We start from the raw sequence: 17,509 nt of genomic DNA, 5'->3' as shown, positions 1-17,509 counted from the left end.
AATCGTCTTTCAAGTGAGGTGGGGTTGAAAATGATGAAGGCAAATCGAGATCAGCGCATTCCCTATGCAGTTTTCGAGAATGATACTCAATTACCTATACTGGATATTACTCATCCCCTTTTCACCGGAAGTATTGATGAACAGGCGTATCATTTGAACTGTCTCAAGTCAGCCCGGAGTATTGAATCATTAAAGAAGATGCCTCGCTTTATTCAGAACATATTTGTGAAAATGTCGAGTGTTGACAATTCATATCTTAGCGGCATGCGTACCCTGGTGTACAAACTTGGTCCCGAGTTAAGCCGGGGAACGCTTCTATGGTCTGGACATTACCCTCAATATCATTCATTATGACTGGAGCCAACCAGAGGAACTGCTGAAGTTGAGTTTGGAACGAGCCGGATGGATTCAGATCTGTTCATCGGAGGGCGGGCTATTTGAGTACGGTTCGGATTCAGATATCATTGAGAATCTAAACCATTTGTTTACCACCTCCCCAGCAGATGCCCGGGTCACGGGTTCCTTAATTTTCGATCGGGCACATGTAAATCCGGGATACCTTGGATTTACAGAGTTTATTGGCGTGCAAATCCGCTATCTTGGGCTGGAGGGGTTGCAGCAAATTTTAACTAAAACCTCGTGGGTTTTGGAAGAATTCCATGAAATTGAATCGATCTATATTCTATTTTCATTGAGGAAAGCGTGACTCACGATTGGTGCATTCGCCCCACGATACGGTTGGCGGTTGAAGAGTATCCGACTGGCAACTGAGATGCAGAGAAGCGAGAGCAGCTGGACACATCGATTTTCCTAAGATAGAAGCGCTATCCAAGGGAGATTGATGTCATGAATACTGATACCAGTGCAAGTGCCTAAAAGAAGATTTAGAATATAAAACAGAACATACATTCTTGTATTGTGGTATAATTTCCCTAGATGAATTTACAAAGGGGAAAGAAAATGAGACTACAATTAATTTCTGAATTAGATGAATTTGTGTCGTTCGTAGAATCTTTAGATAACGTAAAGGATGAAATATGGTTTTCACCCCTTGGTGAAGGGAAATGGAGAATTCATGATGTTATTACCCATATCATGAAATGGGATGATTATTTTAATAACGTCACATTCCCAAATTTATTAAAAAGTAAATCTCCTGAATTAAGAGAACATCCAGACTATTTAGGATTTAATGAACAATCCATTATTTATGGAGAGGGAAGAAATAAGAAAGAAATCATCGAAGAAACAATTAAGAATCGCCAAATAATGATAAATAATTTAATGAAGCTGGAAGACAATCAATTTTCTGTAGTTTACCCGGGAGATCGGGGATTCACTATTGGAACATACTTAACAGAATTCTTTATATCTCATGAAAGATATCATATGAAACAAATTCAAGATTTTTTGATGACGAAACAGATAATGTAAGATCTTTCAAAGTCGATCCGAAGAAGGCACTAGCTTCTTTATTGGGGAGGAACCTCAAACAATGGCACATCAGCCTTGTTCGAGGTTCTTTATTTGTCTAATCAATTGAAATGTAAATGAAAGAAACACATGAAAATGGGACGATTTTTTCATTAATTCCCTAAAAATTAAATAGAATTGAGCCGATAAATGGAGAGGTTACACTTTTATGGACATCTGTCCATATTTTCTTGGCAGCTAAGAGTAACAGGAGGGCAATATGTATAAAAAGGTTAGGTCAGAAGAAGATTTGTATGAATGGCATCGGATCAAAAAGATTTCTTGGGACGAAAAAGGTTTTGACATGGAGTATGCAAAACCAAATTCAGACCAGTACCTATTCTTCATTGACGGGAAAGCAGGCGGGACTTTTGAGTTTACACCTTATGAATATGTTTCAGATTATATAAGAGGCATATTTGATGATGTATTAACGCCTAATATGAGAGTTGTTGAGACAGATAGTTTTGCTGTATTACCAGAGTTTAGAGGGAGACTAGGGCGTGAAATCATTTGCATGATGGTAGCTTACGCGGGGTGGCATGGATTTACGCACTCAATAGGACTTTCTGATCCTGGAGTGTTTCATTCTTTTAACAACAGCTATCATATTGAGGCAGAGCGCGTAGGGGAAAACTTGTTTTACAAAGGTGCCACGGCAATACCGACTGTATTCCATTTGGGAAAGGCGTATTCAAATCTATCATTGTCTCAATATTCCTGGTACACACAACCTAAAGAATTACAAGGAGACTTACTTCATGCTAAATAAAACAGAATTAGTTAGAAAGAGAAACAACTGGGTTGGTTTAGTATTTGCTCTGATTATTACATTTAACCAAGTTGTAAATTTAATCATAGGGATACCACCTTCATTTGTATTTTCAGTTCTAGGTATCATATATTTACTTATGCTACCCGTTCTATATATAGCGAATCGGCCGCGTTTTAGAGGGAAAATAGAGAGCTATGTTACTTATTATATTCTCGCAGTAATCGGTGGCTTTATGTTCTATATCAATAAATTAGATCCACATATGATCAATATAATGACGATATTCTTTTTTGTTGCTGTCATGGGGATTTATCAAAGCAAACGCATCAATTTTTTGACTATATTTATTACTCTATCTATTGTAAGTTATTACTTTGTGACGCAAGGTGAAATCATTTTTCATTCAACGGCCTATCTAGATTTATATTTCTACTTAGTAACATTTTGTTTTGTTGCTATCACAAATCTCTTGCAAGCAAGATTCAATAATACACTTCAAAAAACTGCAGATGAAAAGACACATGAAGCAATAAAGAGTAGGGAAGAAACGGTAGAGGTACTCAGACTTATCAATGAGTCTATTAACACATTAAAAGAGTACCAAACTGAATTGAACCAAACCACCGGCAACGCAAACACGCGATCAATAGAGTTAGTATCCAGCATTGAAAATATGTTGGCTTCATTTGAGATGCTGAACAAACAGGCCTTAAACTTGCGCACCGAAATGAATGAGACTACCGATAATATCGATAATGCTACACAGTCTGTAGTTGAAATGCATACATATGTCGTTTCTACAAAAGAGGCAACTGCAGAGAGTGGAAAGTGGATTGGCTATTTGGAGAATGACCTTGTTGAATACAATAGCAACATCGAGAGTACCTCACAAATCATGGACAAATTAAATTCTGAAACTGAGGAGATTGAAAGAATACTCTCTGTTATTGGAGAATTGGCCAATCAGACAAATCTTTTGGCCCTTAATGCTGGTATTGAAGCAGCTCGAGCTGGAGAGCAAGGTAAAGGTTTTTCAGTAGTGGCCCAAGAAGTTAAAAAGCTCGCAGAACAGACTAAGGTGTCGTCGGAATCTATTACTGGTGTTCTTCTTCGAATAAGAGAGTATGTTGGGTCTGCAACAGACAAGGTTCGAAGTTCGCAAGGGGCTATATCCAAAAATCGTGATGGTATGCGTGAAGTTAAAACCATCTTCTTAGAAATCGAGCAATATATAAATAACTTCTCTGACCGAACAAAAGTCCTTCAGAACTTTATGGAGAATGTTCGAGGAATGGTGCAGGAGACTGGCACATCGGTTGAAGAAAGTGCTGAAATTACTGAAAAGAATACTGAGAACCTTAAGGAAATATTGTCATTAGTGACTACACAACAAGCGGAGATAGAAGGAATATCAGAAGGGTTTGAAGTGTTGGAAAAACAGGTATCTGCTATAGCGAGAAACTAAAACGATGAATAAGTCCCCTCATGGAGATGTCAGTTTGGACTAGCTTACACAGGAGCTCATGCCATATCTCAATGGGGGATTTTTTGATTCAGGCTCATCTAAGGAATCAGTCTTTCATTCATCCATCCCCTCAATCATTTTCTAAATGATTCCTCTAGTATCCACAAGAGGGTACTGCTAGTAAATTAAGAAGCATGCTAGAATGAAGGTATGTTCAACAAGAGAGTAACAGATTTTATTAGACATAACTCCTGAAGAAAGGAAGCAATAAAATGAAATTAGTCTTATTTGGTGACAGCATTACTGCGAGAACGGAAGGTCATGAACGTCCCCTAATATCAATAAAACTGGAAGATAAATTAAGAGGAAATTGGGAAATCATTAACGCTGGCGTGCCAGGTAACACTACGTCCGATGCTCTCGAAAGAATCGAGAAAGATGTGTTAATTCATAATCCAGATTTCGTGACGGTTTTATTCGGAGCGAACGATGCTGCATCCCACACTAGGGTTCAACTGAATGACTTTGAAAGGAACCTGACTAATATTGTAACGGCGATAACTCCTCAAAAAACGATACTTATAAGTCCAGCACCAGTTGACGAAGGATTACAGCATACGAGAACCAATGCCGTACTTAAGCAGTATGCAGAGGTCGTGAGAGCAATCAGTCTAGCAACTGGCAGTCATCATATAGATTTGTTCACAAGCATGGTCAGTCTTCAAAATTTGTCAGAAATTTTGAGAGGACTTTTGAATGATGGACTTCATTTTGGTGAGCTTGGTTATGACTATTTATCCAATATAATAAGTGACGAGTTACTGATAATTTCTGGGAAATCATCAGCTAGCGGGATACAATAAATTAATAACACATCTTGTTGAGCAGGCTACCGCAGCCTGCTCATTTTACTAGCTTACGGACAGTTTAGTTATAAATTGTTTACTACCTTCTATATCATTTGTGAGATGCTATAATTGTAAAATATAAGTAAATGCGTGGGGTTTTTAATGAGTTATTGAATCCCAACATAGTTAATGTCACAGATTTGGATAGGGGCGTATGTAGGTTAAATGGTGGAAAAATTTTGATTTCCGTGTAATTATGAAAGTGGAGAACATTCTTCTAGCAGCCGGAGGAGCGTATATTATCCAAGATTAAGAGAATGAAGAAAAGGGGAGCATTTATGATAGCACTTAAGGAAATAGATCGTAGTAATTTTTTTGATGTCATTAAGTTGAGTGTCGCTGATGAACAAAGTGACTTTGTAGCGACAAATTTGTTTTCGCTCGCACAGGCTAAGGCATTCCCAGAGTGTGTCTGCTTGGCTATTTATCATGATGAAGTTCTAGTGGGATTTACGATGTATTGTATAGATGAAGAAGATCATGAATATTGGATTTATCGGTTAATGATAGATACTAAGTATCAATCAAAAGGTTATGGGAAGGCTGCTATGCAGCTGCTCATTGAAAGGATTAAAGAAGACATACAGCATCGGGTTATATACATAAGCTTTGAACCAGAGAATACTTGGGCAAAACAGCTATATGGAAAATTAGGATTTGAAGAAGATGGCCGAGTAATAGATGGGGAAATTGTTTATAAACTGGAGTATTAAGAGTGTTCAAAGCCCATACTAAGATGGTGGGGCGTCATGAATAAGAGAGACGTTATCGGAGATCTTCGAAATATATTAATATGGAGGGCTATTCAAGTTGGGTTTGAGACCAGTGATTATTGAAGATTATAATGATGCATGGCCTGTGATGTTTAATGAATTGAAAAATATATTAGGAAATAAATTAGGAGAGTTAGCTTTAACCATAGAGCATGTTGGAAGCACCTCTGTTCCAGGCCTTTCTGCCAAACCAATTCTTGATATAGATATTGTAATAGACTCTATGACATTACTTCCTCAGGTAATTGGAAAGTTGAGTGAATTAGGTTACTTTCATGAGGGTAATTTAGGGGTAGAGAACAGGGAGGCTTTTGCAAGAACTGATGACATAGTTCCCCATAATGAAGAGATGAATCAAAAACCGAAACATCATCTTTATGTCTGCAACAAGGAAAGTGATGCATTACAGAAGCACATAACATTCAGAGATATATTAAGACAACAGCCGGATTTAGTAGCCGCTTACTCATCTTTAAAGAAAGAACTCGCAGAGAGATTTACTAATAATCGTACGGCATATACGGATGGAAAAACCCATTTTGTGAATACTGTTTTGGACAAATACAAGAGTATTTTGTAGGTGACTAAGCCGCGAGCTTCACATAACACTGTATTCGCGTATTGGGACTACTGCATCTTGGTTTCTAGATGTATAATATCAGAAGATCTCAGTCAACAAACGACCCAGCCTAAGATAAGAGCTATCTAAGGCTGGGTCGTTTTGTGAACACTCGAACATTATTAGATATTGCCACGAACCATAAATGAAAGGATGAAGGGGATGAAAAGATATGCCTAGAGAGACCCAACAGGGTTAACAAGGCAATCTGTCTTGCGAGACGAATCCCTTCTTGTCAATTTGAAGTAATTTCAAAAATGATCATAGCCTTTTTACGGAGGCATTATTTCCATCAAAAAGGGTTCGTAGATACCAGAACGATAGGCGAAATCATTTTAGAAGGAAAGGGAAACCAAATCAATGAACATTAAAGGAGTAATTCTCGAAGGATATTCCAATGCTGGTAAGACATCGCTACTCAAAGCGATAAAACAATCTCAAGCACTCGATGAATCCGCGGAGTTGAGTGTCATAATACTTGGGGAACATTACTCTCAGATTCTGAATAATGTTCAAGGCGAATTTGTTCGATTATCAAGAGGCCAGCATCTCGAACTTCTGCGAAATAGAGTTGGTATGCTAAAGAATCTAAATGAATGGGCAGCCTATTTAGGTCCAGGGAAAAGAAAATCAAGAGGTCTATTCTTTATCTTAGAGCGGTTCCATCTAAATCACCGAGTCGCATTCTCGGATTCAGACGATGCAGAAATAACAAGTATAGAGCATGATTTAATCAAATTAGGAGCTAAGTGTTTATTGCTGACTGTTTCCGACGATATAGTCGAGGAAAGAATAAAAAGTAGAAACCCTGAGGTTTGGATTAACAAATCAAGGGAAGAAATCGATCTGGCATGCAAAGAATTGATTGATACGCAAAATAGTCTTAGGATTCAAGCGTCCAAATCAATGGTACCGACAATCGAAATAAATACGGATAATAAAGAATGGGACAAGTATGCAGGATTAATCATGGAAGACAATGACTTCGCCTAACAAAGTAGTCTCGAATACAAAGGAGAGTTAATGAATGACAATCGTTGGTCTTCTTGGGACGATTCATAATGAAGAAATTAGAAACCGGGTGAGTTGCACTTTAAGCCTATATAGGGACATAAGAAAGGATGATCTATTATGACAATCACATTGGGTAACAAGATTGGGGAAGGAGGCTGCTCTGAAGTTTTCGAAATTGGAAACAATCAAATCATTAAACTTGCCAAGGAAAATACGAGTATTGAAGCTGCAAAGAGGGAATATCTCAATAATTCCATCGCTTGGGAATGTGGTCTCTCTGTGCCTCAACCTTTTGATGTAACAGAAGTGGATGGCAGACCAGGGATTATAGTTGAACAAATTATTGGTGAGACAATTATGGAACGTATTATGAAACAGGCTGGCTATAACGCTGAAATTATCCAGGATGATATTCGACGGACAGCTCAACAATTATATAGCGTACACAAAATTTTATGTGATGGGCACGAATTGCCGAATCAAAAAAGGGTTATTAAATCGCACATTTTGAGTGTGAACTACTTAACAGCTCATGAAAAAGAGAGTGTAATCTCATTACTTGATTCTTTGCCAACCAGACAATGTATGTGTCATGGTGATCCGAATCCAGGAAATATAATCATTGAGAACGATGGGAAGGCGGTCATGATAGACTGGAGTAATGCTACAGTTGGCAATCCTGAGGCTGATATAGCGGAATATATTCTTATGATTCGTTATGCGATTTTACCTCCTCATTTTCCAGAGGCGCTAATTCATGAATTTGAATTCATCCGAGAGAAATTAATTACTTTTTTTATGGATGAATACACAAAATTATCAGGGATTACTTATGATGATGTGGCTCCTTGGTTAACACCGATTGCTGCTAGAAAATTATCTGCAGATGCTGTATCCGATTTGGAAAAAGAGAAGCTTCTTGAAGAGATTAGAAGGACTCTAATGGAGAAAAAAGAGTAGTTATATCAATGAAGATGCGACATCAGCTAACACAACGAGATATTCGATCAATTAAGTGAACAGGAGTGCACAAAGTGAAAGAATCATGGGAAAGATCAAGTAAGAGTAGTATGCACATCGAATATGAGACTCTTAATAGTATGATTAGCCAAGTTTTCGATGGCAAACGACTCATAAAAGCTGAACGAACACAAACGGGACTTAGTAATGGTACCTATAAAGTGGAGATTGAAGGAACTACTACACCCTACTTTTTAAGGATCTTTGCTAGAGGTTCAGACGTAGCTTCAAAAGAAAAAGCAATCGCTGAGAGATTGCGCGGCGTCGTGCCAGTTGCCGATTATATATATCTGGATGCGAGCAGAAAGCTAATTGAATATGATTGGGCAATAATAGAGTGGAAAGAGGGAGTGTTGCTGCGTGATCTTCTACAAAGAGGAGATGAACGCCAGATTGCAAAAGTTGCGGAATCTGTCGGCAGTGTACTAGCTCGTATTCACAGTCATGCATTTGGATGTCCAGGTTTTTTTGCAGGGGATCTTACCATCTCCACCCCATTTAACATGGATGAGAACGAATTTATCTCTTTTATTTCCGAAAGCTTGGATAAGGGGGAAACTGGGGAATGGCTGGGAGCGGAAGCAACGGAGAAGGTTCGATTATTCTGTGAGTCGCACCGTTCACTAATATCCGAAATTCATGAACCGCCAGTCCTCGTTCATTCGGACTTCAATGGTCTAAATCTTTTGGTGATTGAAAGGCCAGATGGGTTCGAAGTATCGGCGGTATTGGATTGGGAGTTCGCCTTCTCAGGAAGACGCTATGTTGATATCGGGAACATGCTTCGGTATGAAGACGACAATTCCTTGTTCGAACGTCATTTTATAAAGGCATACCGGGGTTCAGGTGGATTCCTGCATGAGAATTGGGTTCTATTATCTAAGCTGGAGGATTTGATTGCCTTGTGTGATTTACTGAATCGTTCGACTCCAGAAATGCCGAACAGAATCGCGGATGTGAGGCAACTTATCATTAAGACTGTACAATAAAATTCGACTAACGGAAACATGATAATAACTTCCCTAAAGGATTGAAAAGGGGGCTAAACCCATTAATAAGCTAAATACAATCAATTTATTTGTACTTTTTATTGTAATGAATTTGATATCAGGATGCAGTTTACAAAATAACAGTGATCGCAACAATCAAGACGTTAGTAGTATTAAGCTGGAATGTATACAACTTTGTTTAAGGATGAATGAAAAGCCATTTGAAGAAAAACAGTTTAAAGACTTAGATTCAATAGCTCTTTTTATGCAGGCTATTAATGAATCGAACAAAATGAATGGAATTCTGGATTATGGAGCAATATTTCTTATGACCGTGTATTCTGTAGATGGAACTCAACGTACCTATCATTTGAATATAGAGAATATTGAATATCCGCAAAAAGGTCTCCTATTAAAGCTTCCCAATACGGAACAAGGTTATGAAATCCCAGAGAACTTAAGTAAAGATTTGAAAGACCTAATATACAAAAGGTGATGACAAGTGAGAAAAGCAACGGATGAAGAAGTTTCAAATCTGATAGAAACTTTTAGTGTATTGGAAGTTGAAGAAATTGAAAATCCAAATTCTTTATTTACAAACGTGGGGATTCTAGATGTGTACCCTAAATGCTTATCGATTGAAGATGCGGCCATGTTGCTAGGTGCAGAACATAATGCTAGATATGAGCATAGATTTGTGGAGTTCTTTCAACGTTGTGTAGAAATGATTCCTGGATCAGTATATGTATTACAGCGTCCCATTTTTAGTGAACCAAAGCATTCTGAAAAAGCAATCTTCAGAATTGAAGAAAGTAATGATTTATTGAATATCCTTACTTTTATGACGAGAGAACAGTGTTTCTACAATATTTATTTTATTGAAGCCAAGACTGCAATTATAGGGAACTTTGATTTATCTTGGCCAATATATAGCAACTCAGATAATTATAATATATTCAATGAAGTAGCCAGAGATGTAAATTTATATATTAGAACTAGTTGAAGAGATCAGAATATTAATACCTGAACGAGGATGATGGATATGTATATTGTCAAAGCATCGAACCAGCGGCATCAATGGATATCAGGAATATTCAAAGAGGACTCGATACCAAATGATTTAAAAAACAATCAGATCATTATTGAGCTTCCGAATACGAATTATCCATTTTACATTATTGAAAAAGAGAATCAATTTGATTTCATAGAAGTAGAAGAGTTGTTACAGAGGATTAATGGAATTGAGACAACAGAAGAAGAAAATAGAGTTTATTTCAATGTTTATGTAATAGAAACGGATTTTGTACCTAATAAGCCAGGGACAGATTATATGGGGATAATTAAGCACGAACATGTAACTAATGATTTTATTGGATGGTACAAGAGAAAGGGGAATAGTTTCTTAATACAAAGAGGTATCTTGTAAGTTGATAAGTGAATATGTGGAAGATCGAACCCCTCAAATTTGAACATAATTGGAGGTCATAGTTATGACAGCAACAACATTAATTGATAACAAGTTTTTACCGTTAATTTCATATACAGAAGAAGCGGGAAAAAAGTTTGGATCTTCCGCTGCTTCGATAGTGATTATTCAGGACAACAAAGTGTTAGCAGAATGGTATGCGGGACATCATCATTTTAAGAAGGGAGCTCTCGCCGTAGCAACTGATTCTATGTTTAACTTATATTCACTAAGAAAGACATATGTCGGACTTGCTACAGCAATCGCGGTTGTAGAAGGCAAGTTGTCCGTAGACTGTAAGGTTTCTGAAGCTCTCAAGAATAAACCTGAATACGAGTTGGGCAGTACGACAATAAGAGATTTAGCAACCAAGTCAGGCGCTAAATATTTTGGACCAAACCGTATTGAGCGTGAGGAAGTAGCTTGCGACCTCATTAGAGAACTGACGGGATGTAATATTGCGGAACTGCTTACAGAACGTATATTTAAACCGATGGAGTTAACGGATACAGAATGGGCTTCGGTACCAAAAGAGAAATTAGTTTGTGATTTTCAAGCTGCAGACGGCTATGCGTCCGTTCGAATTGAGTCCAATGAGGGTCATGAAAGAAATCTGTATTCAAGTACGAGAGACCTGGCACAGTGGGGAAATTTACATCTCAATAGAGGTTTCATCAATCATAGTCAGTTAATACCTGCTGACGTATTCACATTCATTGAACGATTGCGGATGGATACGGAGGATAAGAAGCGTATTTTTGGATGGTACTATCAGGATAAGTGGTATTATGCATCAGGTGCAGCAGGTTGCCACTGTGTAGTTGTGCCAGAGTATCAAGCGGTAGCGGTTCGAATGTTCAATAAATATACGGTGGACTACACGGAAGATCAGAATTCATTTAATGAAATATTCTATACTTGTCTTCAAGGGTCTAAACGAAAGTGAAACAATAAATGGTCGAGGGTGTGAATCATATGCAGAAAATACGGAGAACAAAAGTAGTAGAAGGTGTAACAGTTCCTGGGATCATAAATAATGGTGGTTCTTATTTTTATATTAATGTTGATTTGTATGAGGATGGGATGTCAAATTGCTGGGAACTTGTAGATTTGAATGGGCTTCAAGAAAAGCTTCGTTCTGATTGGTTAACTCCAACAATCCCAGAACAGGAAGAACTCTCTATACATGGTCTAGGAATGTATATCGTTCAAGAAGCCGAATGGAAATTTGATAAGCCCGCATACTACAAGCACATAGAAAGCAAAATTAGAACGATTAATCCTAACTTCGAAAATATCTATGAAATCACTTCTTGGCAAAAAGAATTGGCGGAGAAACGACGAATTACGTATTCGCCTACAGCTATTAATTTTTATGTTGTTCGTGAAATGTTCTATGAAACAATAACTGGCGATGAGTTCTCTATCTTCATGAAGTACGAAGATAATAATCATTTGGTAAATCTAGTTATTTACGAAAATGGGGTAGTGGTTTGCTATTTCCAGGAGAATGAACTGACTTATCGTTTAGAGGAGATTGCTGAACTTTTTAGAAATGGCACCTTCTTCACTGACTTTAATGAACCAACAAAAGTTATATTATCTGATTTAGGTGAAGTAACCTTCTCACAAGCCATCTATCCAACAAATATCGAGGATAAATATAACGAGCTGATCGATATGTATAAAAAAGCTAAAGGCGAGAAGACATCTTTAGAAGAGTGTAGAGAAGCATATTACCAATATCTAGAGGATCCGATTGAGTTTTACCGCCAAAATCTAAAAGTAAAATATGAGCTTGTACCAGAGCATGAGAGAATGTACTTAGGTGATATGGATAGTAAAGATTGGGATTATCGGAGAATCATCTACAGACCCGATGAGAAGCGTGAAGTGTAATTGAGCATGTACAAGCTATTGAAACACTGCAAGTGATATACCGAGAGTATGAAAGAGTACATATGTAGGGAATACATGCATGAGAATGAGGAGCTAGTTTTCCTTCCTTCAGGATGGTTGTTGAGCAATGCGGTAGGAAAATACAATCATGTAAATAAGGCGCTGAGTGAGATGGATAAAGAAATGGCATATGGAGGAATTGTATTTAATACAGAAGGTAAAGTGCTCATGCGGAGCCCGAAGAATCATTGGGGTGGATATGTATGGACATTTGCAAAGGGAGGCCCGGATGTAGAAGATATGACTCCCGAAGAAACAGCAAGAAGAGAGGTGCAAGAAGAAACGGGGTATGCATGTAATATTATAGCTTCAGTTCCTGGGGAATATGAATCGGATACGTGTAGGACAAAATATTTCATGATGGAACCAACAGGCGTGGTGACGGAGCATGATACTGAGACTCAAGAGGTACGCTGGGTTGATGTAGAAGAAGCATTTGAGATGATTCATCTGACAAAATCCATTAAAGGAAGAAACAGAGATAAGAGTGCTTTAGAAAGTGCAATAAGAGTAAGAGATGCTTTGAAAAGATAAAGGGATTTTTGTATCGTGATTCCCTGTGGTGAAGTGGTAGTAGGGCTACGTGTTTGGGTCTATCCTCCTTTGGATTTAGGATGTATAATCATGGAAGCAGCGCAGAGAAACAGCGCCTCAGCCTAAGATAAAAGCTATCTAGGGTTGGGGCGTTTCGCAAATTCAAACGTTTTATGAATGTATTGCTCCATAAATATACTTCGAAGGAGTGTCTCCGATGAAAATTGGATTTCTAGTCATTGATATGCAAGCCATTCACCTGCAAGACGTTGAAGAGAAAGTTGTAAACAGAGCATGCGAGTATATCAATTATGTAGCGGGTATGATTCGTTCTCATGAGCATGTTGTCGTTCATATTCAAGACATCGAAGGGATTACGGATACAAATCGTGATGACTATCGTACGATTTCGGAAATTGAAATTCAAGATCAGGATATCATTTTGACAAAAGAGAATCCCAATGCTTTTTGGGACACAGAACTTGAGCAGATTCTTAAGAATCATGAAATTGAATTCATCGTCCTGGCAGGGTATGCGGCAGAACATTGCGTATTGTTTACCTATAATGGCGCTCGTGAAAGAGGCTTTAATGCGGTGATATTACAAAATGGAATTGTAAGCAGACATCAGGATGTAATCACATCAACGTATAGAGATCGGGATATCATTTCGTACCCCGTAATTCAATATATGATCAATAAATGAAATAAGGGTATTTAATGAATCCCCCGACTTTGGACAGATTGATGGATACAACTACTCTAGGAAAAAACGGCTATTAAGAAACCTAAGAAAGACGGTAATGTTATGGCATTCTGTATTGAATTCAAATTACTTGAAATGAATGATAACAAAGCCATCTATGTGTATGGGGATTGTTCAGAGAATTTTGAGGGGATATTTGAATTAGAGTTAGAAAAGTTATTCACTGGTGAGATTCCTAGTGATACGAGCATGACACAAATAGTGAAAGTAATTCGACCCTGTCTAAGTGACGGAGCTTATCAGCATAAAGCAAACAGGGCATTTAGTAAGATCTATAAGCATTATAAAGAGACAGGAACCTATTTAATAGAAGGCGGCTATTACGCATAGCATAGAAGTAGGAAATTACTAATTTCACAAATTAGTACATCATAAGCCTAAGGAGATCATCATTATGATTCAGAACTTATATGAGACACATTTACAAGTGAAGAACCTGGATAAATCGATTGAATTCTATAAGAATCTAGGTCTTGAACTATCTTTACTCGATGGAGAAAGAAGAGTTGCCTTTTTTTATATCGGGAAGGATCGACAATTGCTTGGGCTTTGGGAAGTTCCGGAGAGTAATGAGGTGCAAAGAAGACATTTTGCATTCGGAACAGATGTGGAGCTATTAACAACAGCAATTGACTGGTTAAAGGAAAAAGGGATAGAGCCGATTCAAGCTTTTGGCAAAGAGCCAACGGAACCGATCGTACATACATGGATGCCAGCGGCAGCCATTTATTTCAATGATCCTGATCATAATGAACTTGAACTGATTGCATGGCTGCCAGATCAGCCTCAAGATATCGGATATGTACCTTATTTAAGTGAGTGGAATAAAATTGCGAAAACAAGCAAAATTACATTGTTACAATCATAATTGAAGGTAAAAAGGTTCATTCTGGATGAACTTAGGTCAATACAAATAACGCCCCAGTCCGAGATAACAGCTATCAAAGGCTGGGTCGTGTTGTATTTACAGCACCGATATAGTCAATTAAGAAGTGAGGATGCTAATGGAAATAATGTACCGCCGTCACAATTGATTGAAAAGCAGTTTGAACCCTCCATGTTGCAAGAATTTATTGAATTATTTGATCGGGGATACCTCCAATTACAGCTGGAAAATGCTCAGATAACGGATTGGCATAGCTCTAATCGGGTAGAGTTCCTTAACTTGCTTCAAAACAAGACACGCAGCGATGAACTTCGTTCATTTTGGCTAGAGAATCAATTGATCGGTTCTTATCTCATCCATAACAATTACATTCAAGACTTGGTAGTGAATCCAGATTACCAGAATTGTGGGTATGGCGGTGTGATATTGGCACACTGTGTTGCACATATGAGAGCGAACAAGGGGATAGATAGTGTTTGTCTGCGTGTGGCGAAATCCAACTGGAGAGCTAAACGATTCTATGAACGAAATCACTTTGAAGAACTGGCCAGTTTTGCAGAGCATACTTACATTCCAGGTTAAGCAGAAACAATTTGCAAGCGATAAATTCTAGCTGAGGGAGCGTGTATGATGGCGACTTGGGTTACGCATTTTAGAATTGCTGAAGCATTGATCAGTAGAAATCTACCGGTATCAAAAATTGATTTTCTAGTAGGGAATATCGGCCCAGACTGTGGGCTCATTGGTGAGGATGGAAAACCTACGCCCCCGAAGGAAATTACTCATTTTAAAATTAATCGTGTCATAACCGCCGAGTCATTTTATGAGCAGTATCTTGCAGATCCTATTGATATCTCATCCCCCAAGGACTCCTATTATTTAGGCTATTATTTTCACTTGGTGACGGATGAAGAGTGGATCAAACTCACCAATCATAAGAAGAAGGAAGAGGTATTTCAATCCATAATAAATACACCAGAATATACTTCATTAGTTAAGAAAGATTGGTACGGGCATGACTTCGTATATCTTAAAGAGAATAAAGAGAGTATTTTTTGGACTGACTTTCAGCATATAGATGAATATCCAGAGTATTTGAGCTTTTTTCCTGCAGGTCAAACGAGTCAGCAGATCAAAAATATAACGGAGTTTTATCATGAGAACTCAATTGCTGAAGATCATGAGTTTATCTATCTGACACGAGAAGATATTGATGGGTTTGTGAATCATACCGTTCATTTGTTATGCGAAATCGTGAGTCAGAGGATGAATATGGGAGGCTGTATGTATGAATAAGACATGGTCGAAGGATATGCCTGCTGTTCAATTTCGAGTGGCAAGGCCCACCCATCAATTACAGAAGATTGTTGAATTCTACTCGGAAGGTCTTGGTCTCGAAGTTGTAGGTTCATTTGTAAATCATAATGGCTACGATGGCGTAATGATCGGTCTTCCGGATGTTCACTATCATTTGGAATTTACGCAGGAAGTACATGCAGTGCCTGTACCGCCCCCCTCTTCAGATAATTTGCTGGTGTTCTATATACCAGACGTACAGGAACGGGATGATATCGTTTCTAGATTAGTCACCATGGGCTACCCAATTGTGGAACCAGAAAATCCTTACTGGCAGCAAAATGGGATAACCATTTGTGACCCAGATGGATGGAGAATTGTGTTGCAAAATACGACAGGGCTTTCATAAGGCGGATGGAGATGAGTGATGTAGTGGTGATCAGATTAATTCCGACTACACGTGAGAATTGGAAAGATGTATTAAACTTGCAAGTTCAAGCACATCAAAACCATTTGTCCCATCAGTAGCAGTGTCTTTAGCCAAGGTACATATCCGTCCAGATGGCGATGAATATCAATATCTACCATTTTGTGTGTATAATGCAGAGGGTCGATTAGTGGGCTTTGTCATGATTACGGTAGATGATACAACAACCCAATCCTATTGGCTAAATGGATTGATCATTGATAAAAATGAACAAGGTAAGGGATATGGAAAGGAAACGATCAATTCTGCAATTCGTTACATAAAAGAAAATTACTCGCAAAGCGTGTGTGTGAATCTAACAGTATGTGTAGATAATGTAGCAGCTAGAAAGCTATATGAAAAGCTCGGGTTTTGTGAGACTAGGGTTGTATATGAGGATGAGATTGTTTATCGATTCACTTTTTAATTACATCGATAGATAAATGAAGAAAACGTTGAACGAATCTAAGATGCGCTTAGAAATTGTGACGAAGTGAACAGTTAAATAGACTAGTGACATTTCGAGAGAAATGGGGCAGGAGAATGAATATACGAGTTCTTCAAGAGAGTGATGCACAGGCTTATCAGGAGCTTAGATTGACAGGGCTGCAGACAAATCCTGAAGCATTTGGTTCTACTTATGAGTGGGAAGCGAATTTCACACTGGAAACGGTAATGGAGCGAGTCAAATCAAGTAAGGACAAATTTGTGATGGGTGCGTTTGATAACGAAGGATTGTTACTAGGAATAGCTGCTTTTGTACGAGAGAATGGGATGAAAACTGCCCACAAAGGAAATGTGTTCGGGATGTATGTGAGAGAAGAAATGCGTGGGAAAGGGGTATCGAAAAACTTGCTGCTTGCTTTAATTGCGAGGGCGAGCGAAATTCATGGCGTAGAGCAGATCAATTTAACAGTGGTATCAAGCAATGAACCAGCTAAGAGGCTGTATTCCACGGTCGGATTCCAGACCTATGGCATTGAGCGCCGTGCCTTAAAATATAATGGGCAATATTTCGATGAAGACTGGATGGTCTTGCAGCTACCTTAAGAGTAACTAGCAAGCGCTGTGAATGGCAAGCGAAATAATATTGTTCCTCAT

General features: G+C 38.3%; 23 protein-coding genes and 1 pseudogene. All 24 read left to right on the top strand.

The annotated features are described in order from the left end of the window. Positions 1-30: 30 nt before the first annotated feature. Positions 31-354: a hypothetical protein gene (locus PBN151_RS31845; RefSeq protein ID WP_227774540.1), complete on the top strand. Its 324-nt coding sequence runs from the start codon at positions 31-33 to the stop codon at positions 352-354. Positions 355-388: 34 nt separating this feature from the next. After that, positions 389-706 (top strand): hypothetical protein, encoded by a 318-nt coding sequence (locus PBN151_RS31840; RefSeq protein WP_227774539.1) that lies wholly within the window; start codon positions 389-391, stop codon positions 704-706. A 254-nt stretch (positions 707-960) separates the two neighbouring features. Beyond that, positions 961-1,434: a DinB family protein gene (locus PBN151_RS08575; protein ID WP_072728682.1), complete on the top strand. Its 474-nt coding sequence runs from the start codon at positions 961-963 to the stop codon at positions 1,432-1,434. A gap of 259 nt (positions 1,435-1,693) precedes the next feature. Continuing rightward, positions 1,694-2,245 (top strand): hypothetical protein, encoded by a 552-nt coding sequence (locus PBN151_RS08570; RefSeq protein WP_072728681.1) that lies wholly within the window; start codon positions 1,694-1,696, stop codon positions 2,243-2,245. After that, positions 2,235-3,713 carry a methyl-accepting chemotaxis protein gene (locus PBN151_RS08565; protein ID WP_072728680.1) on the top strand — a complete coding sequence of 493 codons (1,479 nt, stop codon included), beginning with the start codon at positions 2,235-2,237 and terminating at the stop codon, positions 3,711-3,713. The genes PBN151_RS08570 and PBN151_RS08565 overlap by 11 nt, the downstream gene beginning before the upstream one ends. Before the next feature lie 272 nt (positions 3,714-3,985). After that, a complete protein-coding gene (locus PBN151_RS08560) occupies positions 3,986-4,576 on the top strand; it encodes a GDSL-type esterase/lipase family protein (RefSeq protein WP_072728679.1) in 591 nt (196 codons plus the stop codon). Positions 4,577-4,899: 323 nt separating this feature from the next. Further along, entirely contained in the window at positions 4,900-5,334 is a 435-nt protein-coding gene (locus tag PBN151_RS08555) for a GNAT family N-acetyltransferase (protein ID WP_072728678.1), read from the top strand. 97 nt (positions 5,335-5,431) lie between these two features. Continuing rightward, positions 5,432-5,974 (top strand): GrpB family protein, encoded by a 543-nt coding sequence (locus PBN151_RS08550; RefSeq protein ID WP_072728677.1) that lies wholly within the window; start codon positions 5,432-5,434, stop codon positions 5,972-5,974. Between the two features lie 399 nt (positions 5,975-6,373). Beyond that, the gene (locus tag PBN151_RS08545) at positions 6,374-7,006 is read left to right on the top strand and encodes a hypothetical protein (protein WP_072728676.1); all 633 of its coding nucleotides are present in this window, start codon (positions 6,374-6,376) and stop codon (positions 7,004-7,006) included. A 138-nt stretch (positions 7,007-7,144) separates the two neighbouring features. After that, entirely contained in the window at positions 7,145-7,987 is an 843-nt protein-coding gene (locus PBN151_RS08540) for a phosphotransferase family protein (RefSeq protein WP_072728675.1), read from the top strand. A gap of 110 nt (positions 7,988-8,097) precedes the next feature. Beyond that, positions 8,098-9,036 carry a phosphotransferase family protein gene (locus PBN151_RS08535; RefSeq protein WP_227774538.1) on the top strand — a complete coding sequence of 313 codons (939 nt, stop codon included), beginning with the start codon at positions 8,098-8,100 and terminating at the stop codon, positions 9,034-9,036. 205 nt (positions 9,037-9,241) lie between these two features. Further along, entirely contained in the window at positions 9,242-9,532 is a 291-nt protein-coding gene (locus PBN151_RS08530; RefSeq protein WP_072728673.1) for a YhfM domain-containing protein, read from the top strand. Positions 9,533-9,538: 6 nt separating this feature from the next. Further along, complete coding sequence (locus tag PBN151_RS08525) at positions 9,539-10,039, top strand: hypothetical protein (RefSeq protein ID WP_072728672.1); 501 nt, start codon at positions 9,539-9,541, stop codon at positions 10,037-10,039. A gap of 39 nt (positions 10,040-10,078) precedes the next feature. Then, on the top strand, positions 10,079-10,462 hold the full coding sequence (locus tag PBN151_RS08520; RefSeq protein WP_072728671.1) for a hypothetical protein: 384 nt from the start codon (positions 10,079-10,081) through the stop codon (positions 10,460-10,462). 64 nt (positions 10,463-10,526) lie between these two features. Beyond that, positions 10,527-11,447, top strand: a complete 921-nt coding sequence (locus tag PBN151_RS08515; protein WP_227774537.1) for a serine hydrolase domain-containing protein — start codon at positions 10,527-10,529, stop codon at positions 11,445-11,447. Positions 11,448-11,476: 29 nt separating this feature from the next. Then, positions 11,477-12,400 (top strand): DUF7638 domain-containing protein, encoded by a 924-nt coding sequence (locus tag PBN151_RS08510; protein ID WP_072728670.1) that lies wholly within the window; start codon positions 11,477-11,479, stop codon positions 12,398-12,400. A gap of 48 nt (positions 12,401-12,448) precedes the next feature. Next, complete coding sequence (locus tag PBN151_RS08505; RefSeq protein WP_083545069.1) at positions 12,449-12,994, top strand: NUDIX hydrolase; 546 nt, start codon at positions 12,449-12,451, stop codon at positions 12,992-12,994. Between the two features lie 217 nt (positions 12,995-13,211). After that, positions 13,212-13,700: a cysteine hydrolase family protein gene (locus PBN151_RS08500; RefSeq protein WP_072728669.1), complete on the top strand. Its 489-nt coding sequence runs from the start codon at positions 13,212-13,214 to the stop codon at positions 13,698-13,700. Between the two features lie 454 nt (positions 13,701-14,154). Then, positions 14,155-14,628, top strand: a complete 474-nt coding sequence (locus PBN151_RS08490; protein ID WP_072728668.1) for a VOC family protein — start codon at positions 14,155-14,157, stop codon at positions 14,626-14,628. 189 nt (positions 14,629-14,817) lie between these two features. Then, entirely contained in the window at positions 14,818-15,228 is a 411-nt protein-coding gene (locus PBN151_RS08485) for a GNAT family N-acetyltransferase (protein WP_139295309.1), read from the top strand. A 45-nt stretch (positions 15,229-15,273) separates the two neighbouring features. Then, entirely contained in the window at positions 15,274-15,942 is a 669-nt protein-coding gene (locus PBN151_RS08480; RefSeq protein ID WP_139295308.1) for a hypothetical protein, read from the top strand. Continuing rightward, positions 15,935-16,351 (top strand): VOC family protein, encoded by a 417-nt coding sequence (locus tag PBN151_RS08475; protein ID WP_072728665.1) that lies wholly within the window; start codon positions 15,935-15,937, stop codon positions 16,349-16,351. Before PBN151_RS08480 ends, PBN151_RS08475 begins: the two co-directional genes overlap by 8 nt. An 11-nt stretch (positions 16,352-16,362) precedes the next feature. Then, a pseudogene (locus PBN151_RS08470) lies at positions 16,363-16,835 on the top strand (GNAT family N-acetyltransferase). A gap of 116 nt (positions 16,836-16,951) precedes the next feature. Next, positions 16,952-17,458: a GNAT family N-acetyltransferase gene (locus PBN151_RS08465; RefSeq protein ID WP_072728664.1), complete on the top strand. Its 507-nt coding sequence runs from the start codon at positions 16,952-16,954 to the stop codon at positions 17,456-17,458. Positions 17,459-17,509 lie beyond the last annotated feature (51 nt).

The sequence above is a fragment of the Paenibacillus sp. NAIST15-1 genome, from assembly GCF_001894745.1.
GTDB classification, from domain to species: Bacteria; Bacillota; Bacilli; order Paenibacillales; family Paenibacillaceae; genus Paenibacillus_B; species Paenibacillus_B suaedae.
This window is presented reverse-complemented; position numbering and strand designations above follow the sequence as displayed.

What these genes read in the sequence shown, in the direction of transcription:
- PBN151_RS08565 (WP_072728680.1), top strand. Translation starts at nt 2,235, where the DNA reads ATGCTAAATAAAACAGAATTAGTTAGAAAGAGAAACAACTGGGTTGGT.
- PBN151_RS08540 (WP_072728675.1), top strand. Translation starts at nt 7,145, where the DNA reads ATGACAATCACATTGGGTAACAAGATTGGGGAAGGAGGCTGCTCTGAA.
- PBN151_RS08490 (WP_072728668.1), top strand. Translation starts at nt 14,155, where the DNA reads ATGATTCAGAACTTATATGAGACACATTTACAAGTGAAGAACCTGGAT.
- PBN151_RS08465 (WP_072728664.1), top strand. Translation starts at nt 16,952, where the DNA reads ATGAATATACGAGTTCTTCAAGAGAGTGATGCACAGGCTTATCAGGAG.
- PBN151_RS08530 (WP_072728673.1), top strand. Translation starts at nt 9,242, where the DNA reads ATGAATGAAAAGCCATTTGAAGAAAAACAGTTTAAAGACTTAGATTCA.
- PBN151_RS08480 (WP_139295308.1), top strand. Translation starts at nt 15,274, where the DNA reads ATGATGGCGACTTGGGTTACGCATTTTAGAATTGCTGAAGCATTGATC.
- PBN151_RS08560 (WP_072728679.1), top strand. Translation starts at nt 3,986, where the DNA reads ATGAAATTAGTCTTATTTGGTGACAGCATTACTGCGAGAACGGAAGGT.
- PBN151_RS08575 (WP_072728682.1), top strand. Translation starts at nt 961, where the DNA reads ATGAGACTACAATTAATTTCTGAATTAGATGAATTTGTGTCGTTCGTA.
- PBN151_RS08515 (WP_227774537.1), top strand. Translation starts at nt 10,527, where the DNA reads ATGACAGCAACAACATTAATTGATAACAAGTTTTTACCGTTAATTTCA.
- PBN151_RS08475 (WP_072728665.1), top strand. Translation starts at nt 15,935, where the DNA reads ATGAATAAGACATGGTCGAAGGATATGCCTGCTGTTCAATTTCGAGTG.
- PBN151_RS08535 (WP_227774538.1), top strand. Translation starts at nt 8,098, where the DNA reads ATGCACATCGAATATGAGACTCTTAATAGTATGATTAGCCAAGTTTTC.
- PBN151_RS08505 (WP_083545069.1), top strand. Translation starts at nt 12,449, where the DNA reads ATGAAAGAGTACATATGTAGGGAATACATGCATGAGAATGAGGAGCTA.
- PBN151_RS08570 (WP_072728681.1), top strand. Translation starts at nt 1,694, where the DNA reads ATGTATAAAAAGGTTAGGTCAGAAGAAGATTTGTATGAATGGCATCGG.
- PBN151_RS08520 (WP_072728671.1), top strand. Translation starts at nt 10,079, where the DNA reads ATGTATATTGTCAAAGCATCGAACCAGCGGCATCAATGGATATCAGGA.
- PBN151_RS08555 (WP_072728678.1), top strand. Translation starts at nt 4,900, where the DNA reads ATGATAGCACTTAAGGAAATAGATCGTAGTAATTTTTTTGATGTCATT.
- PBN151_RS08510 (WP_072728670.1), top strand. Translation starts at nt 11,477, where the DNA reads ATGCAGAAAATACGGAGAACAAAAGTAGTAGAAGGTGTAACAGTTCCT.
- PBN151_RS08500 (WP_072728669.1), top strand. Translation starts at nt 13,212, where the DNA reads ATGAAAATTGGATTTCTAGTCATTGATATGCAAGCCATTCACCTGCAA.
- PBN151_RS31845 (WP_227774540.1), top strand. Translation starts at nt 31, where the DNA reads ATGATGAAGGCAAATCGAGATCAGCGCATTCCCTATGCAGTTTTCGAG.
- PBN151_RS08545 (WP_072728676.1), top strand. Translation starts at nt 6,374, where the DNA reads ATGAACATTAAAGGAGTAATTCTCGAAGGATATTCCAATGCTGGTAAG.
- PBN151_RS08485 (WP_139295309.1), top strand. Translation starts at nt 14,818, where the DNA reads ATGTTGCAAGAATTTATTGAATTATTTGATCGGGGATACCTCCAATTA.